The organism is Halomonas sp. DN3 (genome assembly GCF_024137905.1).
Lineage (GTDB): Bacteria > Pseudomonadota > Gammaproteobacteria > Pseudomonadales > Halomonadaceae > Halomonas > Halomonas litopenaei.
The window spans coordinates 1,010,380-1,035,811 of the sequence record NZ_CP099965.1 but is presented as its reverse complement, the minus strand read 5'-3'; the positions used below and the strand labels follow the sequence as shown (position 1 = coordinate 1,035,811).

19 protein-coding genes and 1 tRNA gene are annotated in these 25,432 nt (G+C 64.9%); 13 read left to right on the top strand and 7 right to left on the bottom strand.

All coding sequences use genetic code 11. The annotated features are described in order from the left end of the window. Positions 1–69: 69 nt before the first annotated feature. From NKF27_RS04670 to NKF27_RS04615, 12 genes are all read left to right on the top strand, one after another. The gene (locus NKF27_RS04670) at positions 70–624 is read left to right on the top strand and encodes a carboxymuconolactone decarboxylase family protein (RefSeq protein ID WP_253555520.1); all 555 of its coding nucleotides are present in this window, start codon (positions 70–72) and stop codon (positions 622–624) included. Positions 625–754: 130 nt separating this feature from the next. Continuing rightward, on the top strand, positions 755–1,441 hold the full coding sequence (locus NKF27_RS04665) for a haloacid dehalogenase type II (protein ID WP_253555519.1): 687 nt from the start codon (positions 755–757) through the stop codon (positions 1,439–1,441). A gap of 139 nt (positions 1,442–1,580) precedes the next feature. Beyond that, positions 1,581–1,657, top strand: a tRNA-Arg gene (locus NKF27_RS04660). A 474-nt stretch (positions 1,658–2,131) separates the two neighbouring features. Further along, the gene (locus NKF27_RS04655; protein ID WP_108131420.1) at positions 2,132–3,685 is read left to right on the top strand and encodes an arylsulfatase; all 1,554 of its coding nucleotides are present in this window, start codon (positions 2,132–2,134) and stop codon (positions 3,683–3,685) included. 99 nt (positions 3,686–3,784) lie between these two features. Next, positions 3,785–4,789: an HAD family phosphatase gene (locus NKF27_RS04650; protein ID WP_253555518.1), complete on the top strand. Its 1,005-nt coding sequence runs from the start codon at positions 3,785–3,787 to the stop codon at positions 4,787–4,789. Beyond that, on the top strand, positions 4,786–5,784 hold the full coding sequence (locus tag NKF27_RS04645) for a MoxR family ATPase (protein ID WP_253555517.1): 999 nt from the start codon (positions 4,786–4,788) through the stop codon (positions 5,782–5,784). The genes NKF27_RS04650 and NKF27_RS04645 overlap by 4 nt, the downstream gene beginning before the upstream one ends. 108 nt (positions 5,785–5,892) lie before the next feature. Further along, positions 5,893–6,930 carry a DUF58 domain-containing protein gene (locus NKF27_RS04640; RefSeq protein WP_253555516.1) on the top strand — a complete coding sequence of 346 codons (1,038 nt, stop codon included), beginning with the start codon at positions 5,893–5,895 and terminating at the stop codon, positions 6,928–6,930. After that, positions 6,923–7,450, top strand: a complete 528-nt coding sequence (locus NKF27_RS04635) for a DUF4381 domain-containing protein (protein ID WP_253555515.1) — start codon at positions 6,923–6,925, stop codon at positions 7,448–7,450. The genes NKF27_RS04640 and NKF27_RS04635 overlap by 8 nt, the downstream gene beginning before the upstream one ends. Further along, positions 7,447–8,514 (top strand): VWA domain-containing protein, encoded by a 1,068-nt coding sequence (locus tag NKF27_RS04630; RefSeq protein ID WP_253555514.1) that lies wholly within the window; start codon positions 7,447–7,449, stop codon positions 8,512–8,514. Before NKF27_RS04635 ends, NKF27_RS04630 begins: the two co-directional genes overlap by 4 nt. Next, positions 8,511–10,160: a VWA domain-containing protein gene (locus NKF27_RS04625; protein WP_253555513.1), complete on the top strand. Its 1,650-nt coding sequence runs from the start codon at positions 8,511–8,513 to the stop codon at positions 10,158–10,160. Before NKF27_RS04630 ends, NKF27_RS04625 begins: the two co-directional genes overlap by 4 nt. Then, the gene (locus NKF27_RS04620) at positions 10,157–11,770 is read left to right on the top strand and encodes a hypothetical protein (RefSeq protein ID WP_253555512.1); all 1,614 of its coding nucleotides are present in this window, start codon (positions 10,157–10,159) and stop codon (positions 11,768–11,770) included. Before NKF27_RS04625 ends, NKF27_RS04620 begins: the two co-directional genes overlap by 4 nt. Before the next feature lie 118 nt (positions 11,771–11,888). Beyond that, entirely contained in the window at positions 11,889–14,243 is a 2,355-nt protein-coding gene (locus NKF27_RS04615; protein ID WP_253555510.1) for a tetratricopeptide repeat protein, read from the top strand. A gap of 148 nt (positions 14,244–14,391) precedes the next feature. Here NKF27_RS04615 and NKF27_RS04610 read toward each other — a convergent pair whose 3' ends face one another. Beyond that, positions 14,392–16,371: a diguanylate cyclase gene (locus NKF27_RS04610; RefSeq protein WP_367399250.1), complete on the bottom strand. Its 1,980-nt coding sequence runs from the start codon at positions 16,369–16,371 to the stop codon at positions 14,392–14,394. 186 nt (positions 16,372–16,557) lie between these two features. Between NKF27_RS04610 and NKF27_RS04605 the strand changes: the two genes are divergently transcribed. Next, positions 16,558–18,003 (top strand): catalase, encoded by a 1,446-nt coding sequence (locus NKF27_RS04605; protein WP_253555509.1) that lies wholly within the window; start codon positions 16,558–16,560, stop codon positions 18,001–18,003. Positions 18,004–18,216: 213 nt separating this feature from the next. Here NKF27_RS04605 and NKF27_RS04600 read toward each other — a convergent pair whose 3' ends face one another. The 6 genes from NKF27_RS04600 to lgt all read right to left on the bottom strand — a co-directional run bounded on the left by NKF27_RS04600 (position 18,217) and on the right by lgt (position 25,333). Next, on the bottom strand, positions 18,217–19,386 hold the full coding sequence (locus tag NKF27_RS04600; RefSeq protein ID WP_253555508.1) for a hypothetical protein: 1,170 nt from the start codon (positions 19,384–19,386) through the stop codon (positions 18,217–18,219). A 102-nt stretch (positions 19,387–19,488) separates the two neighbouring features. Further along, positions 19,489–20,643, bottom strand: a complete 1,155-nt coding sequence (locus NKF27_RS04595) for a porin (protein WP_253555507.1) — start codon at positions 20,641–20,643, stop codon at positions 19,489–19,491. Between the two features lie 518 nt (positions 20,644–21,161). Beyond that, positions 21,162–22,706: a ProQ/FINO family protein gene (locus tag NKF27_RS04590; protein ID WP_253555506.1), complete on the bottom strand. Its 1,545-nt coding sequence runs from the start codon at positions 22,704–22,706 to the stop codon at positions 21,162–21,164. A 206-nt stretch (positions 22,707–22,912) separates the two neighbouring features. Then, entirely contained in the window at positions 22,913–23,485 is a 573-nt protein-coding gene (locus NKF27_RS04585; RefSeq protein WP_253555505.1) for a dihydrofolate reductase, read from the bottom strand. Continuing rightward, the gene (locus tag NKF27_RS04580; protein WP_253555504.1) at positions 23,482–24,321 is read right to left on the bottom strand and encodes a thymidylate synthase; all 840 of its coding nucleotides are present in this window, start codon (positions 24,319–24,321) and stop codon (positions 23,482–23,484) included. The genes NKF27_RS04585 and NKF27_RS04580 overlap by 4 nt, the downstream gene beginning before the upstream one ends. Before the next feature lie 208 nt (positions 24,322–24,529). After that, positions 24,530–25,333: a prolipoprotein diacylglyceryl transferase gene (lgt, locus tag NKF27_RS04575; RefSeq protein ID WP_253555503.1), complete on the bottom strand. Its 804-nt coding sequence runs from the start codon at positions 25,331–25,333 to the stop codon at positions 24,530–24,532. Positions 25,334–25,432 lie beyond the last annotated feature (99 nt).

Below are 25,432 nucleotides of genomic sequence, written 5' to 3'. Positions count from 1 at the left end.
GCGCGTGCACCGCCCCGGTCTGCAACGGTCTGCGGCTTTACCACAGGCGCCATCACACAGGAGAACCCGATGACCGACTTTAGCCTCCACGACAAGCAAAGCGCCCCCGAAGAGAGCCAGGCACTGCTCGACAACTCGGTCAACGCCTTTGGCATGGTCCCCAACCTGCACGCGGTCATGGCCGAGGCACCGGGCCTGCTGGAAGGCTACCAGCGCCTGCACCAGCTGTTTCTGGATTCCTCCTTCGATGCCGAGGAAACCACCGTGGTGTGGCAGACCATCAACGTCGAGCACAACTGTCACTACTGCGTGCCCGCCCACACCGCCATCGCCAAGCAGATGGAAGTGGATGACGCCGTCTCCGACGCCCTGCGCAACGAAGACCCGCTGCCCAACGAGCGCCTCGAAGCGTTGCGTACCTTCACCCTGTCGGTCGTGCGCGAACGTGGCAACGTCGATGACGACGCCGTGCAGGCCTTCCTCGACGCCGGCTACACTAAGCGCCAGGTGCTCGAAGTGATCCTGGCCCTGTCCCAGAAGGTCATGAGCAACTACACCAATCACCTGGCCAACACCCCGGTGGACGAACCCTTCGCCAAGTTCGACTGGAAGAAGGCCGAGTAACGACCACCCTATCGACAGGACGCCTCTGTGGCGTCCTGTCGAGGTGACTGGTCGTGGTGACTGGTCGTGGTGACTGGCCCAGGCCACCGAAGGCCCCGTCGATCGCGACGGACTCAATCAAGGAGGCGCCATGACTGCCCCAGAACGCCCCGAAGTGCTGGTCTTCGACGTCAACGAGACGTTGCTCGACCTGACCCACCTTGAGCCGCTGTTCGATCGGCTGTTCGGCGACCCGGCGATGCTGCGCGAATGGTTCGCCCAACTGATCCTCTACTCCCAGTCGATGACCCTGTCGGGACTCTATACGCCCTTCGGTCAGCTCGGCGCAGGCGCCCTGCGCATGACCGCCGAGATTCACGGGGTCACCCTCGAGCAGAACGATCTCGACGAACTGGGTGAGCGCATCGGCTCCATGCCGGCGCACCCCGACGTGGCCCCGGCACTCGAGCGGCTTCGCCAGGCCGGCTTTCGCCTGGTCACCCTGACCAACTCGGCACCGGGCGCTGGCCCCACGCCGCTGGAAAAGGCAGGACTGGCCGAGTATTTCGAACGCTCATTCAGCGTCGACCAGGTCAAAAAGTTCAAGCCCGCGCCGGACACCTACGCCCAGGTCGCCGAGGCCATGCAGACACCGCCATCTAGACTGTGCCTGATTGCCTGTCACCTGTGGGATACCATCGGCGCCCAGGCCGCCGGCTGGCAGGGTGCACTGGTGCTCCGACCTTACAACGCCATGTTGCCGGCGGACGGCGTCCCGGTACCGGACTACAGTGTCGACGATATCGGCAAGTTGGCGGATCGGTTGATTGGTTCCTGATCAAGCAGCTCCGCTACTTGATTCGGCGGCCAGTCCCGCAGGCCGGGCCTGGTACTGCCTCCCGAAGACACCTTGCGAAATCACATTCTTTGCTCTACCATGCGCAGCCTCTCGACGCCGCATCCCCTGCGGCATCTGCGCGCCCGTAGCTCAGCTGGATAGAGTACCTGACTACGAATCAGGTGGTCGGAGGTTCGAATCCTCCCGGGCGCGCCATCGATTGTCTTTCCTGAATCTTGCCTGCCTGTCTTTTCTTTCTGGCCTTTCTGTCTGGCTTTTCTGTCTAGCCTTTCTGCCTGACCTTTCTAACTGACCTTTCGTTCGACGCCCTTCCAATTTCTGTACCGACGTCGACCGCGTCATCAAAACACTTTTTTACAAAAATACGACAATCCAGCAACTCCTTGTATTTGGCGCGAAACGTCCGCCAACATCGGACTTTCTCGCCGCAATGAGACGCTTTCTCTCCTTACCCTGATTATCCTCCCCCGCCTTACCTCTTCTGTTGCACTGAATCGTCAACGACTCCTCCTATACTCGAGCGATCGGGCTCCCTCGGAGCCTCTCATCGCGTCAAATCACTGGTCACCGCAGCACGTGACCGGGTCAGGGAGACAGAAGGTGTTCGCATTCAATCCTTATCGCAACAGAGCGCAACGCTGGAGCGGTTATCTAGCGGCCAGCCTTATCATGACGATGTCCACGTCGGTGCTTGCCCAGGAGAATGACTCCCAGCAGCAGGACAACGGAAACTCGTCCAAACCCAACATCCTGGTGCTGTGGGGCGACGATATCGGGCAGTCCAATATTTCGGCCTTCACCCACGGTCTGGTGGGCTACCAGACCCCCAATATCGACCGCATCGCCGACGAAGGCATGATGTTCACCGACTACTATGGTGAACAGTCCTGCACCGCCGGCCGCTCGTCCTTCATCACCGGCCAGAGCGTGTTTCGCACAGGGTTGTCCAAGGTGGGCCTGCCGGGCGCCGCTCAGGGCATCAGCGAGAAGGACCCGACCATCGCCGCCCTGCTCAAGGCCGAAGGCTACGCCACCGGCCAGTTCGGCAAGAACCACCTGGGCGATCGCGACGAACACCTGCCGACCAATCACGGTTTCGACGAATTCTTCGGTAACCTCTATCACCTCAACGCCGAGGAAGAACCCGAGCACCCGGACTACCCCGCCGATATGGAAATGCCGGACGGGCGTACCTTCCGCGAGGCCTTCGGCCCCCGTGGGGTGATCAAGTCCAGCGCCGACGGGCAGATCGAGGACACCGGACCGCTGACAAGCCAGCGAATGGAGACCATCGACGAGGAATCCTCCGCCGCGGCGCTGGACTTCATCGAGCGCAAGACCGCCGAGGGCACCCCCTGGTTCGTCTGGTGGAACGCCACCCGCATGCACTTCCGTACCCACGTCAAGGACGAGCTGCGCGGTATCTCCGGTCAGAACGAATACGCCGATGGTATGGTCGAGCACGACATGCACGTGGGCCAGTTCCTCGACAAGCTTGACGAGCTGGGCATCGCCGACAACACCATCGTGTTCTACTCCACCGACAACGGGCCGCACATGAATACCTGGCCCGACGCTGGCATGACGCCATTCCGCGGTGAAAAGAACACCAACTGGGAAGGCGGCTGGCGGGTACCCGCCATGGTCCGCTGGCCAGGTCAGATCGAGGAAGGCTCCATCTCCAACGAGGTCATGCACCACATGGACTGGATGCCGACCTTCATGGCAGCCGTCGGCAACGATTCCATCAAGCAGGACCTGCTGGAGGGTGGCGTTCAGGCCATCGGTCGCGAGTACAACGTACATCTGGACGGCTACAACTTCCTGCCCCTGCTCACCGGGGAAAGTGAGGAAGGCCCCCGTCATGAGGTGTTCTACTTCTCCGATGACGGTGACCTGACCGCGCTGCGCTACGATGACTGGAAGCTGGTGTTCATGGAGCAGCGCATCGAGGGTACCTTCGAAGTGTGGGCTAACCCCTTCACCCCGCTGCGTGTCCCGTTGATGTTCAACCTGCGCCGCGATCCCTACGAGCGTGCTCAGCTGACCTCCAACACCTACTATGACTGGTTGCTGGATCACTCCTTCCTGGCCCTGCCCGCCCAGTCCTATGTGGCAAACTTCCTGGAGACCTTCAAGGAGTTTCCGCCACGCATGAAGGCAGCAAGTTTCAGTCTGGATCAGGTAATGGAAGCCCTGGAACAGCCCGCCAGCGTTCACTGACGCCGGCTTGAACGCCACGAGCCGCTCCCCCGGGGGCGGCTCGTCGGTGAAAAAAGACGGGTCGAAGAGCCCCTTCCATTCTCTCAAGGAACCGAGTGCATGAATCCCCCTAATCCGAGCATCCTTCAACGACAGTCACTGGCAACGCTGCTGCCCGCGGTACTGTTGTCTCTGCTTCCTGCGATGACACTGGCCGACCCGCTGCCTTCCTGGAATGCCGGTCACAGCAAGAGCACCATCGTCGACTTTGTCGAGACCACCAGCGATCCCGACAGCGAAGACTTCGTGCCACAGGAGCGACGCATCGCGGTGTTCGACAACGATGGCACCCTGTGGAGTGAACAGCCCGCCTACACCCAGTTGCTCTACGCCCTGGACCGCGCCAGCGAGGCCGACCCCGAGGCGCTCGACACGCCGCTCAAGAAGGCCGCCGCCGAAGGTGACATCGACACCCTGCTGGAGGCCGGCGAGGAAGGCATCCAGGCGCTGCTGTCGCTGTCCCACCAGGACCTGTCGCTGAGTGACTTCCAGCAGGACGTGAGCGACTGGCTGGCCAACGCCACCCACCCCGCGACCGGCCGCTTCTACACCGACATGGTCTACCAGCCGATGCTCGAACTGCTCGGCTATCTGCGCGACCACGGCTTCTCGACCTACATCGTCTCCGGTGGCGGGCTCGAGTTCATGCGCGTCTTCGCCAGCGACGTCTATGGCGTGCCGCCCCAGAACATCATCGGCAGTACCGGCGAGATGGAACTGGTCGATCTCGAAGACGATCCGCAGCTCTACAAGCGCGGCGGCGACATCTGGCTCGATGACGGCCCCGGCAAGGTGATATCGATCAACCGCCATCTGGGCCAGCGCCCGATTCTCGCCGTGGGCAACTCAGACGGCGACGTGCCGATGCTGATCTGGACCACCGAGGGCGAAGGCCCGCGCCTTGGCGTGCTGGTTCACCACACCGATGGCGAGCGCGAGGTCGCCTACGACAGCGACAGCCATATCGGACGCCTGGCCGATGGCCTGGAACAGGCTGAAGCGCGCGACTGGCAGTTGATCGACATGGCCCGCGACTGGCAACGCCTCTACCCGGAGAAACCATGAGCCTCAACGACGACATCAAGGGACTCGAGGCCGCCATCGGCGAGTCGATCATCGGCCAGCGTGACGTCATTCGGCGGCTGGTGATCGGCCTGCTGGCCGGCGGCAACCTGCTGATCGAAGGCCTGCCGGGACTGGCCAAGACCCGCGCGGTCAAGGCCATGGCGCGCCACCTGGAGGCCGACTTCAGTCGTATCCAGTTCACGCCCGACCTGCTGCCTTCCGACGTGACCGGCAGCGAGGTCTACCATCAGGGCGAGGAAGGCGCGGTATTCCGCTTTCACCCGGGCCCGCTGTTCGCCAATCTGGTGCTGGCCGACGAGATCAACCGCGCCCCGGCCAAGGTGCAGTCGGCCCTGCTCGAGGCCATGGAGGAGCGCCAGGTCACGGTGGGCGGCACGACCCACAAGATGCCGGAGCTGTTCATGGTGCTGGCCACCCAGAACCCGATCGAGCAGGAAGGCACCTACCCGCTGCCCGAGGCGCAGATGGACCGCTTCATGATGCATGTGCGGGTCGACTACCCCAGCCGCGAGGAAGAGGTCCAGGTGATTCGCCTGGTGCGTCAGGAAGAGCAGGCCAACAATCGCGAGGCAAGCCCGGCCGCCGGCGACGCTCCTGCTCAGGTCCCCGTGGCCCTGGCCCAGGAGGCGATCTTCGCCGCCCGCCGCGAGATCGCCGCCCTGCACGTGGCCGAGTCGATGGAGCAGTACATGGCCACGCTGGTGGACGCCACCCGTCACCCGGCGGACTTCAGCGACGACCTGGCCCGCTACATCGAACTCGGCGCCAGCCCGCGCGCCTCGCTGGCGCTCGACCGTTGCGCCCGCGCCCACGCCTGGCTCGAAGGCCGCGACTACGTGGATCCGGTGGACGTCCAGCAGGTGGCACCGGAGGTGCTGCGCCACCGCATCGGGCTGAGCTTCGAGGCCCAGGGCCAGGGCTTCAGCGCCGACGACGCGGTCGCCACCCTGCTTGGCTGCGTGGCGCTCCCCTGAGGTCTGGTCTCGTGCAAACCCGGTCCGTACACGCCTTCTAGCCGCCAGACTTCGCCACGGCTTTTGCCTCGCCCCGGCAAGGGACGGATCCCTGGACAAGAGGTATCGATGCGCCTGCCATTCGCCAGACACCCGGCTTCCCGGACGGAGCCCGGCTCCACGGAGCGAACCGCGCTGGATCCGCGCGTGCACCTGGACCTGGCCCACCTGACGGCGCTGGAACCCCAGGGCCGCCGCCTGCGACTGCTGCCGCGCCAGCCGGCTCGCAGCGTGCTCAATGGCCGCCATGGCTCGCACCTCCGGGGGCGCGGCCTGGACTTCCTTGAACTACGCGACTATCAGCCATCGGACGACGTGCGCAACATCGACTGGCGGGTCACCGCGCGCACCGGCACTCCCCATGTACGGGTGTTCACCGAAGAGCGCGATCGCCCCGCCCTGTTGGTGGTCGACCAGCGCATGTCGATGTTCTTCGGCAGCCGCCACGCCATGAAGTCGGTCACCGCCGCCGAAGCCGCCGCGTTGCTGGGCTTCGCGGTGCTGGAGCAGGGCGACCGGGTCGGCGGCATCGTGGTCAGCGACGAGGCCGTCGAAGAGTTCCGGCCGCGTCGCTCCCGGGCCCAGCTGATGCGCTACCTGAGCGCCCTGGCCCAGGCCAACCAGGCCTTGCATCCACAGCGCAAGGCACCCGCGCCGACCTCGCTGGATCGGGTACTGACGTCGGTGGCACGCCTGGCCAGCCGTGACCACCTGATCATCCTGCTCAGCGATTTCGATGTTCCGGGCCCGCGCACCGAAGCGCTGCTCGGCGCCATCCGCCGCCACAATGACCTGATGCTGGTGGCGGTCAGCGACCCATTGTCCGAGCGCTTGCCTGACGACCTCGCCTGCGTGGCCACCGACGGTCAGCGCCACGCCCGCTTTGATACCTCCGACGCCGATCAGCGCCGGGCGTTGGAAAGCGTGGCCAGGGAGCGCCGCCAGCAGCTCGAGCGCTGGTCACGTCAGCTTGGCGTGGGCCTGGCGTCACTGTCTGCTGGCTCCCCCACCCTGCCCCAGCTGCGTACCTTGCTTGGGCTGCCGTCCGAGGGTGCTGCTGGTTCAGACGCAGGCAATGACCGGGCGACAGGGGGCCGCGATGAGTAGCGCTGCGAGCAACGACGATATCGTGATGTTGCCCGACCTGATCGATCAGCTGTCCGAGGCACCGGTTCCCCCCGCGATCCCCTGGACGCCCCAGACCTGGGGCTGGTCACTGCTGGCCGTCGTGATAGTGGCGCTACTGGCGCTCTGGGGCATTCGTCGGTATCTGCGCTGGCGCGCCGACGCCTATCGCCGCGCGGCCCTGGTCGAGCTCGACCAGCGCCTGGATGACGAAGGAGCGATCGCCCTGGCGGAGATCCTCAGGCGGACCGCCCTCTCTGCCTATCCGCGAGAGCGTGTCGCCGGCCTGACCGGCCAGCGCTGGTGGCGTTTTCTCGATGCAAGCCTGGGCGACAGACGCCCCCCGCATTTCGACGGCCCACTGGGCCAGGAGCTGTCCACGGCGCCCTATCGGGCCACCCCGGCAGACGGCACCACGCCCCCATCGGCGGAACTTGTGGCACTGAGCCGGCGCTGGATCCGCCACCACCGTCGCGATATTCCCCAGGAGTCGGCGTCATGATCGAACTGGCGACGCCCTGGGCGCTGGCCCTGCTGCCGCTGCCTTTACTGGCCTACTGGCTGCTGCCGGCCCATCGCCAACAGCTGGCCGCGCTACGCCTGCCGTTCTTTCAGCGACTGGTGGAGGCCGCCGGGGTCTCGGTTCCGCGCGGCCGCCAGCGCTCGCCGCTGGCTCGCCTGTCACAGGCACTGGTGTGGGGACTGATCGTGCTGGCCCTGGCCCGTCCGGAGAAACTCAGCGAACCCATCGTCTGGCAGAGCGCCGCCCGCGACCTGATCCTGGCGGTGGACATCTCCGGCAGCATGGATGAGTCCGACCTGATCGATGCCGAGGGTGAGCCCCGCCAGCGCCTGGCGGCGGTCAAGGAGGTCATCGCCGACTTCGTCGCCGATCGCGAGGGCGAGCGTCTGGCGCTGATCGTGTTTGGCTCGCGGGCCTACGTCCAGGCGCCGCTGACCGAGGACCTCAAGACGCTGACCACGCTGCTCGACCAGACCGAGGTCGGCATGGCCGGCCCGCATACCGCGCTTGGTGACGCCATGGGTCTGGCCATCCGCCAGTTCGAGGCAAGCGACGTGGAACAGCGGCTGTTGATCCTGCTGTCCGACGGCGCCGACACCGGCAGCCGCATGAGCCCCATCAACGCCGCCTCCATCGCCGCCGAGCGCGACGTGCGGGTGATCACCATCGCCATGGGTGATCCTCAGGGCAGCGGCGAAAACCGCGTCGATAGCGAAACCCTCGAGGCCATCGCCGAGACCACCGACGGCGCCTTCTTCACCGCCACCGACCAGCAGGCGCTTGCCGCCATCTACGCGCGGATCGATGAACTGGCACCGCGTGAGGTCGCCACCCACAGCTACCGCGAGCATCGCTCGCTGAGTCACTGGCCACTCGCGTTGGCGGTGGCGCTGGTGCTGCTGACGCTGGCGTTCGATCGCCGGCAGATGGTCCGCTCGCGGACGGCTATCGCTCCCCCTGGCGGGAAGGCAGATGCCCGGACCGACGTCGCCGAGAAGCGTAGCGCCAGTCGCGCTGACAACGCACAGGAGGGCGCGCCATGAGCGAGTGGCTCGACGGACTCTCCGCGCTGCACCTGCTGCGCCCACTGTGGTGCCTGCTGCTGCCGCTGGTGGTGGTGCTGTGGTGGTGGCGTCGACGGATCCCCTCGGCGGACATCGGCGGCGACCATTTTGCCCCCCACCTGGCATCTGCCCTGCGTGCCGATGGGCACGACCGCCGCCGACTGCGGCCGCTGGATACCCTGGCGCCGCTCGCCATCCTGCTGATTCTGGGCGTTGCCGGTCCCGCCTGGACGCGCATGCCCAACCCGCTGATCGCCCAGAGTGCCCCCCTGGTGGTGGTGCTGGAGGTCAGCGCCAGCATGGACCAGAGCGACGTGCCACCAAGCCGCCTGGAGCGCGCCAAGCACAAGATCCAGACCCTGCTCGAGCGTCGCGACGGCGCCCGCACCGCCTTGATCGCCTACGCCGGCAGCGCCCACCAGGTGGTGCCGCTGACCGACGACCCGGCGCTGGTCACGCCCTACCTCGAGGGGCTTTCCAGCGACGTCATGCCGGAAGACGGCGACGCCGCCGGGCAAGCGCTGGCGCTTGCCGCCAGCGTGCTCGACGGGGCTCGACGCGACAACGCAGGGCTTCCCGGCGCGGTACTGCTGGTGAGCGACGGCGTCACCGCCCAGGGTTCCGTCACGGCCAGCCTTGGCGAGGATGACACCCTGCTGGTGCTGGACGTGAACGCTCCCGGCAGCTCCGGAACAAGCGCGGCGTCGGTGGCAGGCGCGACCCGTGTGGGGCTGAGCGTTGACGATGCCGACGTGGACGAAATCACCCGCCGCCTGGCCGCCACCTACCAGCAGGCGCTTCGCGATGATGACCGCCTGGCCTGGGAGGATCGCGGCGTATGGCTGGCCTGGCCGGCGGCGCTGCTCGCTCTGCTGGGCTTTCGCCGCGGCTGGCAACTGGGCCTGTCCGGCCTGGCACTGTTGCCGGTGCTGTGGGCCGGGCCCGTCACGCCGGCCCTGGCCCAGGAGGCGTCCCGGGCCACCGAGTCCATCGACACCAGCCTGACGGGAAGACTGACCCAGGGCCTCGCGGACGCCTTTCTGACGCCGGATCAGCAGGGTCGCTGGTGGGGTGAACGCAACGACTACGGGCGGGCGGCCCGCCACTTCGAGGATCCGGCCTGGCTCGGCTATGCGCTCTATCGCGATGGCCAGTACCAGGCGGCGGTCGAGGTGCTCGACCGGCTCGACAGCGCCGATGCCGCCTTCACCCAGGGGCTGGCGCTGATCAAGAATCGTCAGTACCGCCCCGCCATCGACGCCTTCGAGACGGTGCTCGAGCGCGACCCCGACTATCCCGAAGGTCAACGCAACCTGGAACTGGCCAGGGACATCCTCGCCTACGTCGAGGACGCCCGTGAGCAGTCCGATACCGGCGAGGAGCTCGGCATCGGCGCCGACGACGTGGTATTCGACAATGAAGAGGCCCGGGGTGAGGACACCGAGCAGCCGGTGGATGAGCCCGGTCAGCAGATCACCGCCGAGCAATGGATCGAGACCTTGGACACCGATACCAGCGACTTCCTGCGCCAGCGCTTCGCCATTGAGGCGCAGGCTCCCGCTAGCTCCGTGAGTGGGACCGATAGTGATCGTGATAGCGACAATGACAGGGAGACGGCGCCATGAACCCACGTCGAGTCAGCCGCGCCTCGCGCCCTGGCAAGAGTGCGCCGCGTCTTGCGGGGCTCATGCTGCTGTCGTTGCTGCTGTCGTCGCTGGCGCTGATGTCGACGCTTTGCTCGGCCGCAGCGACAGCGGCGGATACCCGCTCGTCCCCGGTCCGGCTCACGGTCGAACTCGAGCCACAGGAGCTGGCGCCCGGCGACAGCGCCGAGCTGCGTGTCCAGGTGCTGGTACCCACCTGGATGCCTGAGCCTGTCACCTTTCCGAGCCTGGACCAGCCGGGGCTCAGGGTGACCCTGGGCGATCGCGCCACCACCCCGATCAGCCAGCGCGTCGATGGAAAGACCTGGTCCGGCGTCTCGCGCCGCTATCGCCTGACGCCACTGTCCGCCGGACGCTTCGAGCTGGGCAGCGGCAGCCTCGAGGTCACCTATGCCTCTCCCGAGGACAATTCCCCGACCCAACAACGCCTCACCCTGCCACCGGTGACCCTGACGGCCCGGCTGCCCGAGGCCGCCGAGGGACTCGCCCCCTATCTGTCAGCCCGCGACATCGAGCTGACCCAGACGCTCGAGATCGTGCGAGCGGGCAAGAGCGGAGAGAACGGTGAGCAGGCGCAGGGCCAGAAGGGAGACGATGGTGATGCTGACGACACAGAAAACGCGGGCGACGACCGACAGTCACCGGAGCAAGACGATGCCGACGGCGACAGCGGCCCCATCGAGCTCGAGGCCGGCGACAGCGTCACCCGCACGGTCACCGCGCGACTGAGCGGCGGCAGCGCCCTGCTGCTGCCCGACCTGCTGTCTGCAACGGCCAAGGAGGCAGGCGACGAGACAGCGATGGCCCCGCTCGGGGTCTATCCCGAGACACCACGCCTTGAAGAGTCCAGCGATGGCGGCACCCGTACCGACCGCGTGACCTATGTGGCCGAAACCGGTGGCAAGAGTTCTCTGCCCGGTGTCTCGCTGCGCTGGTACGATCCCGAGAGCGACAGCCTGGCGCAGGCAGAGCTTGCGCCGATCGAGGTCAGCGTCTCGGCGCCCCGCGCCGCTCGCAGCGCAGAGGACTGGTCGCGCCTCGTTCTCGGCGTCTTGCCCTGGCTGCTGGGACTGGTGCTGCTGGTGTCGCTCACCGCCTGGCTGTGGCGGCGCCTTGCCATCGGTGCCAAGGTACGTGCGCATTGGCAATATCACCAGCAACAACAGCGCCAGCGTCGCGAGGCCAGCGGCGTGGCCGGGCTTCATCGCCTGAAGCGATCCCTCGATGCCCGCGACCTGGTCGCGGTGCGCCGACACTGGGAGGCCCTGGAACCCCATCTGGACAGCAATAGCGAGGCGCGCGCCCGCTTTGCCAACCGACTCGACGCCCTGTGTCGCGCCCGCCTCGGTCCCGATCGCGAGATCGCCAAGCCAGCGGCAGGTTTTCGCGATACTGGTGGCGATGGCGGCGGCGATGGCATAGACAATAAAGAATCCCTCTGGCAACGCCTGGCACAGGCCCTGCCAAGTGCACGAGAGCTTGCATCATCGCGCCCTGCAAACCGACAGCTTGCCCACGACCGCCTGACGGCGTTGAACCCGACTGCACAAGTGACCCGACGTAATGCGTGAACCTGGCCGTTTATCCTTTCTTCGATGCCTGCGTGCTCGACTTGCGACGCTCCTTCCGAGCGTCGAGTCCACAGGGCCCGCACCAGCGCTTTCGTCGACGCTGACACCAGCGCTTTCGATGGTATCGGCACCAGCGCTTGCCATGGCCCTGATGGCGGGGTTGCTGGCCGCACCGGAGAGCATTGCCCAGACGCCTCAGGGAACGCCCCAGGGAACGCCCCCGACGACGGCCACCGAAGCCAAGGGCTACGCCCCCGAAGGAAGCTGCGCCTCCTGTCACGAGGCCGAGACCCAGGCATGGCAGGATTCCGACCACGCCTGGGCGCTGCGCGACGCCACCCCCGACAACGTACTGGGCGACTTCGACGAAGCCAGCTTCGAGGATGGCGAGGTCAAGGCACGCTTTCACCGCCGAGGCGATACCGTCCTGGCGACCCTGGAAGGCCCCCAGGACCCCGCCGAGACCTTCGAGATCCGCCACACCTTCGGCGTACGCCCGCTGCAGCAGTATCTGGTGGAGCAGCCAGGGGGACGACTGCAGAGTTTGACCATCGCCTGGGACTCGCGCCCCGCCGACGAAGGTGGACAGCGCTGGTTCTCGCTCTACCCGGGCCAGGCGTTTACCCCCGATGACCCCCTGCACTGGCGCGGGCGCTACCAGAACTGGAACGCCATGTGCGCCGACTGCCACTCGACCAACCTCGAGAAGCACTACGATCTTGAAAGCGACAGCTTCGCCACCACTTGGCACGAGCAGAGTGTCGGCTGCCAGAGTTGCCACGGCCCCGCCCAGGATCACCTGGACTGGGCGGCCCAGTGGCAGGCCGACGAAGACGCTCCCGAATCCTCTCCCGCCTCAAGCGGCGATATGGGCCTTGCCCTGGATCTCGCCGACATGGACGCCCCCGAGCTGGTCGAGCAGTGCGCTCGCTGCCACAGTCGTCGCCAGATGCTGGGCGCGGGCCCGGTGCATGGTGCTCCGCTGACCGATGCCGCCCTGCCGAGCCTGTTGGGCGAGGGCATGTACCACGCCGACGGCCAGATACAGGGCGAGGTCTACGTCTATGGCTCGTTCACCCAGAGCCGCATGTACCAGCAGGGTGTCGGCTGCGTGGACTGTCATGACCCGCATACCAGCGAGGTAAAGATCGAGGGCAACGGCCTGTGCCTGCAGTGCCACAACCCGGCGCCTCCGCCGCGTTTCCCGACCATGCAGCGCAACAACTACGACAGTCCCGAGCACCATCACCATACCCCCGGCAGCGAAGGCGCCCAGTGCGTGAGCTGCCATATGCCCGAGACCACCTACATGGTGGTGGACCCGCGTCGCGACCACAGCTTCCGGGTGCCCCGCCCGGATCTCGCCGAGGCCACCGGTAGCCCCGACGCCTGCACCGGCTGCCACCAGGACCTGTCGCCCGCCGACGCCGCGGCGCAGATTCGTGAGTGGTTCGGTGACGACAGCCGCAGCGCCAGTCGTTCCCACTACGGTGTGGCGCTTCAGTCTGCCCGCCTGGGCCGCCCTGAAGCGCCGGACTATCTGAAGGCGCTGATCGAGGATGACGATACTCCGGACATCGTGCGCGCCACCGCGGTGGACGAGCTCACCCCCTTTGCCGGCGACGCCCTGCCGACGCTTGAGCAGGCGCTGCAAGACGAGTCCCCACTGGTCCGTGCCGCCGCAGCGCCAGTATTCGCCCAGGCCCCCGAAGGCGCCAGGGTCGAGCTGCTGCTGCCATTGATCGATGACGAACGCCTGGCGGTCCGCGACGAGGCGGTCAAGGCGCTGGCCGGCACCTCGTTGATGGTCATGCCACAAGAGCGTCGTGCAGCCTTTCTCGAGGCACGTCGCGACTACGAGCGGCGCCTGGAGCAGAACGCCGACCTGCCCGGCAACCGCCTCAACCTGGCGGTACTGCTGGCGCGCACCGGACGCGAGGACGAAGCCGAGCAACAGTATCGTGCGGCGCTGGCGATGGACCCCTACTTCCTGCCCGCCCGCGCCAACCTGGTCACCCAGCTCAGCGCCGAAGGCCGCCAACAGGACGCCCGAGAACTGCTGAAGGACGGCATCGCCCTCGATGGCATGCCCGCGCCGGATCGAGGCCACCTGGCCTACCTGCTGGCACTGTCGCTGGCAGAGGATGGAGGGATACAAGAAGAGGGTGGGATGGAAGAGGCCCTGTCCTGGCTTGAGAAGGCCGCCGAATGGCGCCCGGACCACGCCCGCACCCACTACAACCGCGGACTGATGCTGGACCGCCTGGGACGCAAGGACGAGGCCCTGGCGGCACTCGAACAGGGACGCCGGCAGGCACCCGGAGATCCCGACCTGCTCTACGCCCTGGTCTACGTCAACGCCACCAGCGGGCGCATCCCCCAGGCGCTGTCGGCCCTGGCCGAGCTGCGCCGACTGCGCCCCGACGACCCGCGTCTGGGGCAGCTGGAGCGCCAGCTACGCGGCAATCAATAGCATCCCTGAAGATGCCCTGCCCCCTTCGGCCTGGAGGAAAAGTGCCTGGGCACGTCAACCGACGACGCCCAGGCGCTGATACCACAGACAGAGAGTCGTCGGGTGGATGGCGGTGGGGACGTCGGTGGCGTCGTCGGTGCGGCCGGCCTTACGCCTCGCTCTCGTCCACCACCAGGCGATTGCGCCCCTGGCGCTTGGCCGCGTAGCTGGCCGCATCGGCACGTTCGATGGGGGCGTGGATATCGGCATCGCCTTCACGAAACTCGGTGATGCCGAGGCTCGTGGTGACATGGTATTCACGCCCCTCGTGGACCACACAGGTGTCGTTGATCACCGTCAAGATGGCCTCGCCGATGCGTTGCGCCTGGGCCAGTGTGCAACTTGGCAGCAGCACCGCGAATTCATCGCCGCCCTGGCGTGCCACGTGATCGCTGCTGCGAACACAGCGGCCGACTTCCCGAGCGATGCGACGCAGCATCTCGTCACCGAGCGGATGGCCACCCTCATCGTTGATCGGCTTGAAGCGATCCAGGTCGAACAGCATCAGAACGGAGGGCTTGGCCAACTTGCGCCAGTCCGCCATGGCCTCCTCGAGGCGACGCTCGAAGCCTCGACGGTTCAAGAGGCCGGTAAGGGGATCGTGTTCGGCCTCCCACTGACGTATCGCCTCCTGCTGACGACGGGCGGTGATGTCCTTCACGGTACCAACGAAGCCGATCACCTCGGTATCGATGGCGACCTGGCTGGCGTGAACCTCCAGCCACAGAAGCTCGCCATCGGCCCGCCAGTAGCGGTATTGACGCAGAAAGTCCTTCCCTGAGGCCATGCTGTAGCGCCACAGCTCGATCGCCGCATCGCGATCCTCGGCATGGATCGCCTGGACCCAGCCATAGCGGTCCTGCCCTTTCATGGTACGACCGGTCAACTGGGCCAGCGCTTCGTTCATGTAGGTGATGCGCCCCTGGGTGTCGGTCACGAACATGCCCACCGGCGAGGACGCCAGCACGCTGTCGAGGAACGCCTGACGTCCGCGCAAATCATTCAGCGCCCGTTCTCGCTCGACCTCCACGGCATTGAATGCCTCGGCGACCTGGGTCAATTCCTTCATCTCGGTACCCAGCGAGACGCGACCACGCAGCCCCTTGCCTACCTGGGCGATCTGCGACTGCAACTGGTAAAGCGGCCGCAGCAGCAGCCACACCATCCAGCCAAGAAGCGGCAGCAGCAATAGCGCGATACCCACCCCGACCCAACTGAGGCGTTTCAGCAAGCCCCACAAGGGCGCCAATACCTGGCCTTCCGGCAAGAACACGCCGACGATCCAGTCCGCCGGCCACACCTGCCGGTAAGCCTGAAAGGTCATTTCGCCATTTACCGTAGGTCCAAAACGCTCGCCCTCCCAGCCATCGAGGGCCAGGTCCAGGGCCGGGTTGTGGGAAAGGTCTCCCAGCGTCCCCATCACGCGCCGGCGGTCAGGGTGGTAGAGCACCTGCCCTGAAGCGCTGAACACCGCTGCGTAGCCTTCGACACCCAGCCGGACCCGGCTCAAGCGTCGGAAGATACCGCCCGAGTGAACTTCGACTACGCCTCCCAGAGCCCCCATGAAACGACCGTCGTCGCCCTTCAGCGGCACCAGCAACAGCACCAGCGGAAGCCCGGTAATACGTCCATAGATGGGGTCACTCACGTAGGGCCGCCCGACCTCGCGCAAAAAACTGAAGTACTCACGATCGCTGATATCGAGCCCTTCGCGCCCAGGTGTCACCGGCCAATCGGTGACCACCCTGCCGTCGCCGTCGAATACCACCAGGCCGTCGAACAGCTCGAGCAGTACGCTGTTGTCCTTCAACACCCCACCGCCGGGGTCGAGCAACGCGCCACTCGAGTGTCTGGACGCCACCCGCTCAAGCATCGCCAGGCGGGTCTCGATCTCTTCGGTCACCTCATCGGCGATCAGATGCGTCTCGTAACGCAGGTGAGAAAAGTTCACCTCACGCACCAGGTCCTTGCCGGTGTACCAGCCCCATGCCAGCAGGATCGTCACCACGACAACCCAGGTCATCGCCAGGCCAGTCATCATTCTCAGTTGCAGCGAGAGCGAAGCGACAAATTTGCACAGCTTGGGCACGAAGGCTTTCCTTCAGGGTCGAACCGCCGGCGGCGGTGGTGCGAACTACGTTACATGCATCGTGAATAGCATAAATAGTAACGCTAAACATCCATTTCCTATAAACGAAATAGAAAGGTTCGATTGTTCTTCGTCGACAGCGGTCTATACCTTATACCGGACCAGACCAAGAGCAGGAGACGCCACATGACCCGCAAGACAATGACCACCAGCGCCGGTGCCCCCATCGGTGACAACCAGAACAGCCTGAGTGCGGGCCCCCGTGGACCTCTGCTGCTCGAGGACTACCAGCTTCTCGAGAAACTCGCTCACCAGAACCGCGAGCGCATCCCCGAGCGCACCGTTCACGCCAAGGGCTGGGGAGCCCACGGCACCCTGACCATCACCCAGGACATCACCCGCTACTCCAGGGCCAAGGTCTTCACCCCGGGCAGCCAGACGCCGATGCTGGCCCGCTTCTCCACCGTGGCCGGCGAACAGGGTGCGGCTGACGCCGAGCGTGACGTGCGCGGCTTCGCCCTGAAGTTCTACACCGAGGAAGGCAACTGGGATGTGGTCGGCAACAATACGCCGGTATTCTTTATCCGTGATCCGTCCAAGTTCCCGGACTTCATCCACACCCAGAAGCGCCACCCGCGCACCAACATGCGCTCGGCCACCGCGGCCTGGGACTTCTGGTCGCTGTCACCAGAGTCACTGCATCAGGTAACCATGCTGATGTCGGACCGTGGCCTGCCCACCGACGTTCGTCACATCAATGGCTACGGCTCCCACACCTACTCATTGATCAACGCCGACAACCAGCGGGTATGGTGCAAGTTCCACTTCCGCACCGCCCAGGGTCACAAGCACTTTACCGATGCCGAGGCCGAACAGGTGGTGGGCAAGAGCCGCGAGACCACCCAGGAAGACCTCTACAACGCCCTGGAAAACGGCGACTACCCGCGCTGGAACTTCTTTATCCAGGTGATGACCGAGGAGCAGGCCAGGCAGGCGCCGTTCAATCCCTTCGACCTGACCAAGGTCTGGCCCCATGGCGACTACCCGCTGATCGAGGTCGGCTACTTCGAGCTCAACCGCAACGCCGACAACTACTTTGCCGAAATCGAGCAGGCTGCCTTCTCACCGTCCAACAAGGTGCCGGGCATCGGCTTCTCGCCGGACAAGATGCTGCAGGCACGGGTGTTCTCTTACGCCGACGCCCACCGCTACCGCCTCGGCACCCACTACGAGGCGCTGCCGGTCAACCAGCCGAAGTGTCCGGTCCACCACTACCACAAGGACGGCCCGATGCGCTTCTTCGCCAACGGAGAGCAAAACGGCGACGCCTACTACGAGCCCAACTCCTTCGATGGACCGACCGAGGACCCGAGCGTAGTGGAACCGCCGCTGCCGCTGGAAGGCGACGCCTGGCGCTACGACCACCGCGAAGGCAATGACGACTACTCGCAGCCTCGCGCCCTGTTCGAATTGATGAGCCCGGAGCAGCGGGAGCGACTGTTCGGCAATATCGCCCGGCATATGCAGGGTGTCCCGGACTTTATCAAGGAGCGTCAGCTCGGCCACTTCGAGAAGTGCCACCCGGAGTATGCTGCCGGTGTCCGTGAGGCCATCGCCAGAATCGGCGACTGAGCCTGAGCCAGATGGCAAGAAGTGCCACCCGCTGACTAATCCCGTCACAGCACGTCCCCATGCCCCCGCCTAAAGGCGGGGGTATTTTTTTGTGTCCACTGTGGTGGCATCGTTCGGCTTGTCGGGCGACCGCACCCAACGTCTTGCACAAAAAACGGGCCCCGAAGGGCCCGTCCTGTTGTCACCACTCGCGACGATACGTCGCTCGCGATATCAGTTGTCGAGCACGACCTTGAGCTCGTAGTTGTTGGGGCCGTCCTGGGCGTTGCCGAACTTCTGACCGGTGACCCGAATGCGGTACATGCCCGGATCCAGCTGGGTGGTCAGATCGACGTTGCCGTTGAAGCCCTGACCTTCACCCTCGGCGACGATACGCCCAGAGGAGTCGGCCACCTCCATGGTCAGGCGATAGGTGTCTTCATCGCCCGGCGGGAAGGTCGAGGTGGTGATACGCACGCTGCTCGGCTCGGCCACGTTGAAGCTCAGCACCTCACCACGGGCACGGATCTTGACGTCGGTCTTGACGCTCTGCACCTGCTGCTCGTCCGGGTTGTCGCTGCGGGCTGCGCTACCGCTGACGCTGGCCGCCGCACCTGCGCCGGCGGCTGCACCTGCTGTGGCAGCGGCTGCCGAGGAGGAACCCGCCACCCCGGCCGTGGACGCCGTGGTAGCAGCCGAGGCGCCTGCGCTGGAGGCCACTTCGCCTGCTGCCGCTGCGGAGGAGGCAGACGCAGACGTCGCTGCTGCGCTGGAGGACTGGGCTGCGGCAGACTGAGTCGCGGCGGCCCCGGAGGCACCGGATTGACTACCCAGGGTAACCACGGCGTCACGACTGGTGACAAAGGCGCTCTGGCTCCCGTCACGATCCGAGCCCACGAACTGCAAGCCGGTGCCATCATCCACCTCGATACGATTACCACGATCATCGAGACCCACCACGGCGATGCTGTAGCCGTCGCCGGCGCGACCGCGTCGACCAAAGCGGGTGCCCTTGACCTGCAACTCGTACTTGCCAGGTGTCAGGCGACTCTCCAACTGGAGACCACCATCCTGGCCGTAGCCCTCGCCCCGAGCGATCACGTTGCCGGCATCGTCCATCAGCACCGCATCGATCTGGTAGCTGTCTTCATAGCCTGCGCTGACACGGCTCTCGAAACGATAGACCCCTTCTTCCTCTACCTCGAAGTCATGGGCATGGGGGGACCCGAACATGAAGCTCTGGCTGCGGGCGTCACTCTCCGGCTTGAAGAAGCCGGTCAGATCGAGCTGGCGGTTCTCCTCACGGAAGCGCTCGGTCATGGCACTGTCAGAAGCCTGTACGGTGGTACCTGCAAGGGCAACACCAAGCGCCAGCAGCGCCGCGGGTAGGGTGACGTCTTTCATGGATCCTCACATGCTTGCCGATTGAGAGCAGAAAAAAAGCCGATCCCGGAGGATCGGCTTTCGTTTATAGCGTTCCAACGCTAGGGGGTCAAACCTGTCGGATTAGAACAGGTAGGTCAGACCCACGGCGTAGCCGTCACCCTGGTCGTTGTCACGGTCACGCACGGCGCCTTCCACGTAGGTGTACATGGCGTCGGAGATGTTGTAGGTCACGCCGGCAACAAACTCGTTGTGGTTGTCGTCGTCGTTCTCGTCATCGTTGGCGCTGTCGAAGTCGCTGAAGCCGCTGCCACCGAAGTCGATGTACTGGTAGGAGCCGTAGACGTCACCCATGCCGTTCAGGTAGCCGTAACGGGCACCGATGGCGTAGTAGTCAGCGTCTTTCAGCAGGTCGTTGTCGGACTCGAAGCGCTCGTACTTGACGGCGACGCGCAGGCTGTCCCACTGGTACTGCATGGTGACACCGTACTGGTCGCCCAGGTCGCTATCGATGTCCAGCGTTTCTTCGGTAGAAACGACGTTGTTGTTACCATCAACATCGGTAGAGATGTAGGTGAATGACTGATCTTCGATGTCGTAGATGCCCAGATCGTCGTAGACACCGGCGATGGAGAAGCCGCCGTAGGTGTACTTCAGACCACCGAAGATGGAAGCCTCACCGGAATCGGTCAGGTTCTCGGACTCGCCGTCACCCTTGTACTGGGTACCCAGAGCGAACTGGAAGCCGCCCCAGACCGGAGAGGTATAGGTGATCTTGTCGCCTTCGGGATCACCGACGATAACGTCAGCGTCGCCAGCTTCGTCACCCGGAGCACCCTTGAAGGTGTTGGAGTCGGAAACGTCGAAGTATTCGTTGTTGGAGATCGGATCCTGGATCCAGTCGTCCAGCAGGGAATCGTAGGAACCGACGCGGGCGTCACCGAAGTTGCCCTTCAGGCCGATGTAGGCGGTGTCGCCTGCATCACGACCGGCGACCTTCATTTCGTCGGCCTTGAAGTCGTCGATTTCGATCTTGGCGTAGCCGATCAGACCGTTGTAGATGACGTGCTCGGCGGCGAAGCCGAAGGTAGAACCGTTGTCGGCGATCTCGTCACGAGTTTCGCCATCGTCATCCTTGACTCCGGCGTAGACCAGCTGGACGTTGCCGTAGATGTCGAGTTTGGTGCCGTCCTGGTTGTAGACGGTGGCGGCCTGGGCACTGACGGCGGTAAAGGCGGCAGCACCGGCGATGGCAGTCGCTAACAGTGTCTTTTTCATTGCTGAGTTCCTTTTGACTAGCTTGCTGTTTCGATCGTTGCTGCGCTTGGCAGCCTTGGCTTGCCGGTCGTTGCCGGCTCGTTTTTCTGGCCTTGTGGTTCCTGGCAGGGAACCGAGGCAGCGAGCCTGACAGCGGCGAAGCCTTGTTATAGTCCAATGCTCGCAAGGGCAACCATATACCGGGATTCTCAGGAGCGCAACAAGAAAAAAACACTGTTTTCGTTCCCGCTGCCCCTCGATTCGACACCGATCCCTGCGAAGGCGCCGCCAGCGCTGGAACCGGAAAACCGACTTAACGAACATTGTTCGCTAACCTCGTACCGATTCTGCATAGAATGCTGCGCCGGGCATAGCGACTACATCATGCCCCGCTGATGTGACGCTTTCAAGTCAGCTGGGTTGAACACTGTCGACAGTCGTCAACGGCGGCGGCCGCCCATAAGGACCATACAATTGATGACCGCATATGAGGACCAGGCATAGAGCGCCCAGACAACGACCACACCCAAGGAGCGCGGTCAGTGACTACCATTGTGACGAGCCATCAGGGCGTCGAGCTTGCGCTGAAGCCGCGACTCCTCGCTGTCGTGGCCATGAGGCTGGTACCTGGACTCGTTCTGCGGCTGGTGGAGATGCGGGGCGCGCCCCTGTGACATCGCCGTGCGGCTGCTCTGTTCACTCTCGGCGTCCCGATGGGGCTGCGGGTCGGTATTTGATGCCCCCTGGGGTTGTTTGCCCTTGCCTGCGCCAGCGCGCCGCCGGCCCTGGCCGCTGCGCCGCTGCGACACCTTGCCGCGCCCTTGCTGCTCCGCCTGCAGGCGGTCCAGCTTGCGCTTGGCGTGTTCGGCGGCCTGGGCATCGACCGCCCCGACCAGCGCGCCCTGGAGGTCGATGCGCTCGGCGCCTTCCCTGACCGACTTGAGATACCGCGGCAGGTTGACGTAGCAGGCCAGGGCCCGCCGCACCAGCTTCTCGGGCCAGGGCTCACTGGCCGCCAGGTCCTCGTGGATGCCCACCTTCAAGGGACGGGTGTGGCCCTTGAAGAAGGTCTTGTCATAGCGCCGGTACCACTCACCCAACAGCGCCTGGGGAGACGGCGCCTTGTCGATGGCCAGATCCCCCTGGCGGCCAGCCTCGTTGGAGGCTGTCGCTGCGGATTTATCGTCCTGGGGGTCAGCGACCCTGGAAGGCGCATCTTGGCTTTGCTGGATGGGCTGCGCCCGAGAGCCGTCGGATGACACCGCCGCGTCACTGGACGGGTCCGGGGACGCCTCGCTCGCCATAGTTGCCGGAGCGACTTCGCCGGCCGGCTCGCCATCTCGCTCAGCATCCTGGTCAGCGGCTTGCTCAGGGGCTTGGTCAGGGGCTTGCTCTGGGGCTTGGACAGGAGCTTGCTCACCGCTGTGCTCAGCGGAGGTCTTGTCGGCTTGCTCGATTTGTTCGGTTTGCTCAACGGCTGTGGAAGCCGCTGTCTGGTCAGACGCCTGGTCGGCTGCTTGTTCAGTCGTCCGATCGTCTGTCTCGCCGGCTGACTGATCACCACTGGTATGACGCGGGCGATGTTGCATCAGAGCGGCCAGGCCCTGGGCACGTCGCTTGGGGCGAATAAAGGCGGGGGATTGAGGCTCGGCCTCGGGATGCTCGACGCGCTCACGCAGCCTGGCGTTGTGGGCCTCGAGTTCACGATTCTGTTCGTCGAGTTCGCGATTTTCCTCGGTCAGTTCGCTGTTTTCTTCAAACAGCGCCTGGCGCTCGGCGCGCAGTGCCTCAAGCTGCGTCTCGAGCTGCCCGCTGAGTTCAACGGCGCTGCCAAGCTGCGACTCGAGCTCACGCTGACGCTCTCGGGCGGCGGTCAATTCGGCGTTCAGCTCAGCGCTCAACCGCTCTCGTTCGGACGCCAGCCGTTCGCACTCATCCATCAAGCGCTGGCGCTCGTCGGCCATACGCTGGTGCTCGCTGGACAGCTGCCGTTCGCGCCGACGCCCCTCACGCAGTCCGTCCAATAGCGTCGCCGTGCGTTGCTCGAGCGCCTCCAACGGGTGTTCTGCGTGTGTCTCGATCACGTCGACTCCTCCAGGCTCAGCAAAATGCCGCGTTGCAGGGGTGACTCCGGTCACGCCCCGCTGTTGTCAGGGTTGTCGCCACAGTCTGTGCCAGGGCTTGCGATGTCGCAATTGTCGCCGCTCGGCGACGCTCGTTGTGTCACCAGCAAGACGCCAATTTCGTCCCGTGGCGACTACCGCAAATCCGCAACCACGCAATAGGCGCTTCAGCTCTCGGCTGAACGCTCGTAGCGAACGAAGCGGTAGGCGGGCTGGCCTTCGCTCGGCGAGCCGGCTTCGCTGGCGACTTCCTGCCAATCGCCCTCAAGCGCTGGGAAGTGGGCGTCACCTTCGATATCGACATCCACCTCGGTGAGATAGAGCCGCGATGCGATCGGCATGGCCTGGGCGTAGATCTGAGCCCCGCCCATGACCATGATCTCTTCGGCGGCCTCGATGGTGGCCTGACGGTCGGCCAGTTCGATGGCGCTTGCCAGGTCGTGACAGACCCTGACGCCGTCGTGATGAAAGGAGGTGTCACGGGTGACCACGATATTCAGCCTATTGGGCAGCGGACGGCCGATCGACTCGAAGGTCTTACGTCCCATCACCAGGGGCTTGGCCTGGGTCATGCGCTTGAAGAACTTGAGGTCCTCCGGCAGGTACCAGGGCAGCTGGTTGTCGACCCCGATGACCCGGTTACGCGACATGGCGGCGATCATCGCCACCGGCACGAAGGTGTCGAGCCTCGCCAGATCCTGGCCTTCGCTCGAGTGGTGGGCATTGTCGGCGCTGCTCATACCGCTACCTCGGCCTTGATATGGGGATGGGGTTCATAGTCGTGGATGCTGATGTGCTCGAAACGGAAGTCGAACAGGTTATCCACCGACGGCTCCAGCTCCAGGCGAGGCGCCCGGGTGGGCGTTCGACTCAGCTGCAGCTCGGCCTGCTCGAGATGGTTCAGATAAAGGTGGGCATCCCCCAGGGTGTGAACGAAATCACCGGGGGCAAGACCCGCCACCTGGGCGATCATCCGAGTGAGCAGCGCGTAGCTTGCGATATTGAACGGGACGCCAAGGAAGATGTCGGCACTGCGCTGATAGAGCTGGCAGGACAGCTTGCCGTCGGCCACGTAGAACTGGAACAGGCAATGACAGGGAGGCAGTGCCATCTCGTCTACCAGCGCCGGGTTCCAGGCGGACACGATCAGCCGCCGTGAGCGCGGGTTGGTGGCAAGCTGGTCGAGCAGTGCCTCGATCTGATCGACGCTGCCACCGCGAGGATCCGGCCAGCTACGCCACTGATAGCCATAGACAGGGCCGAGGTCGCCGTTCTCGTCGGCCCACTCGTCCCAGATACGCACGCCGTTTTCCTTGAGGTAGGCGATATTGGTATCGCCCTTCAGAAACCACAGAAGCTCATGGATGATCGAACGCAGATGCAGCTTCTTGGTGGTCACCAGCGGAAAGCCGCGGGACAGATCAAAGCGCATCTGATGACCAAAGATCGAGCGTGTGCCCACGCCGGTGCGGTCGTCACGCTCGATACCTTCGTCCAGCACCTTGCGCATCAAATCCAGATACGGCTGCTCCAGGGCGGGAAGGTCGGTGGCTTCGGCAGCGCTATCAACAGGCATCGGGATTCACTCGCTTGGTCGTGACGGATTCGGGACGGTTTCTCGAAACCAGAAAAACCGGCAATTGTACTGCTCGGCATGCTTCGATGCCAGACGCGGCCAGCTTGGCGCGGCCACCGGGGCCCGGTCTGCGTGACGCAGCCTCTCGGGCGTGACCAACCGGGCCCGGCCAAGGCGGCTGCATCATGCATCGGCGGATCGTCAGCGCCTAGCCGGCCGCCGGCGCCTTACTGGCATCCACCGGCTGACGGCGAGACCAGGCCACCAGCAGCACGCCAAACAGGATCATCGGCAGGCTAAGCAGCATGCCCATGGTGACCCAGCCCAGGGCAATGAAGCCAAGCTGCGGGTCCGGCTGACGCACGAACTCCACGGCGAAACGGCTCAAGCCGTAGATCAACAGGAACAGACCAGAGACCAGGCCGCGACGTCGCGGGGTGCTCGACACCCACCACAGCACCACGAACAGTACCAGGCCTTCGAGCAGCGCCTCGTACAGCGAGGAAGGATGACGCGGTTCGGGGCCGTAGCCAGGGAACGGCATGCCCCAGGGAAGGTCAGTGACGCGGCCTGGCAGCTCGTGATTGATGAAGTTGCCGATGCGCCCAGCCCCCAGGCCGATCGGCACCAGCGGCGCGACGAAGTCGGTCAGGGTGAAGAACGCCAGGTTCTTGCGCCGGGCGAACAGCAAGGCCGCCAGCAACACCCCGAGCAGGCCGCCATGGAAGCTCATGCCGCCGTCCCACACCTTGACGATCCACAGCGGGTCCGCGAGCCACTGATCCAGCCCGTAGAACAGCGCGTAGCCAAGGCGTCCACCGAGCACCACGCCGAGGGCGGCGTAGAACAGCAGATCGCCCACGTCGTCCCGGGTCAGGCCGATGCGGTGGGCGCGTCGACAGCCCAACCACCAGGCAGCGACAAAGCCCACCACGTACATCAGTCCATACCAGTGGACCTGGAGCGGGCCCAGCGAGATGGCAACGGGATCGATCTGGGGATAAGACAGCATAGTCGGTAGATTTCCTGAAAGTGACCGAGGTGACCAGAGAGTAACGTAGCGCTATACAAGCGGATGACCGCCAGAAAAACGCCACAGCGGCAATAGGAC

Excerpts from the sequence above, each read along its gene's own strand:
- NKF27_RS04600 (WP_253555508.1), bottom strand. The coding sequence starts at position 19,386 with ATGAAAGACGTCACCCTACCCGCGGCGCTGCTGGCGCTTGGTGTTGCC.
- NKF27_RS04585 (WP_253555505.1), bottom strand. The coding sequence starts at position 23,485 with ATGAGCAGCGCCGACAATGCCCACCACTCGAGCGAAGGCCAGGATCTG.
- NKF27_RS04580 (WP_253555504.1), bottom strand. The coding sequence starts at position 24,321 with ATGCCTGTTGATAGCGCTGCCGAAGCCACCGACCTTCCCGCCCTGGAG.
- NKF27_RS04645 (WP_253555517.1), top strand. The coding sequence starts at position 4,786 with ATGAGCCTCAACGACGACATCAAGGGACTCGAGGCCGCCATCGGCGAG.
- NKF27_RS04615 (WP_253555510.1), top strand. The coding sequence starts at position 11,889 with ATGGTATCGGCACCAGCGCTTGCCATGGCCCTGATGGCGGGGTTGCTG.
- NKF27_RS04595 (WP_253555507.1), bottom strand. The coding sequence starts at position 20,643 with ATGAAAAAGACACTGTTAGCGACTGCCATCGCCGGTGCTGCCGCCTTT.
- NKF27_RS04630 (WP_253555514.1), top strand. The coding sequence starts at position 7,447 with ATGATCGAACTGGCGACGCCCTGGGCGCTGGCCCTGCTGCCGCTGCCT.
- NKF27_RS04620 (WP_253555512.1), top strand. The coding sequence starts at position 10,157 with ATGAACCCACGTCGAGTCAGCCGCGCCTCGCGCCCTGGCAAGAGTGCG.
- NKF27_RS04665 (WP_253555519.1), top strand. The coding sequence starts at position 755 with ATGACTGCCCCAGAACGCCCCGAAGTGCTGGTCTTCGACGTCAACGAG.
- lgt (WP_253555503.1), bottom strand. The coding sequence starts at position 25,333 with ATGCTGTCTTATCCCCAGATCGATCCCGTTGCCATCTCGCTGGGCCCG.
- NKF27_RS04635 (WP_253555515.1), top strand. The coding sequence starts at position 6,923 with ATGAGTAGCGCTGCGAGCAACGACGATATCGTGATGTTGCCCGACCTG.
- NKF27_RS04670 (WP_253555520.1), top strand. The coding sequence starts at position 70 with ATGACCGACTTTAGCCTCCACGACAAGCAAAGCGCCCCCGAAGAGAGC.
- NKF27_RS04650 (WP_253555518.1), top strand. The coding sequence starts at position 3,785 with ATGAATCCCCCTAATCCGAGCATCCTTCAACGACAGTCACTGGCAACG.
- NKF27_RS04640 (WP_253555516.1), top strand. The coding sequence starts at position 5,893 with ATGCGCCTGCCATTCGCCAGACACCCGGCTTCCCGGACGGAGCCCGGC.
- NKF27_RS04655 (WP_108131420.1), top strand. The coding sequence starts at position 2,132 with ATGACGATGTCCACGTCGGTGCTTGCCCAGGAGAATGACTCCCAGCAG.
- NKF27_RS04605 (WP_253555509.1), top strand. The coding sequence starts at position 16,558 with ATGACCCGCAAGACAATGACCACCAGCGCCGGTGCCCCCATCGGTGAC.
- NKF27_RS04625 (WP_253555513.1), top strand. The coding sequence starts at position 8,511 with ATGAGCGAGTGGCTCGACGGACTCTCCGCGCTGCACCTGCTGCGCCCA.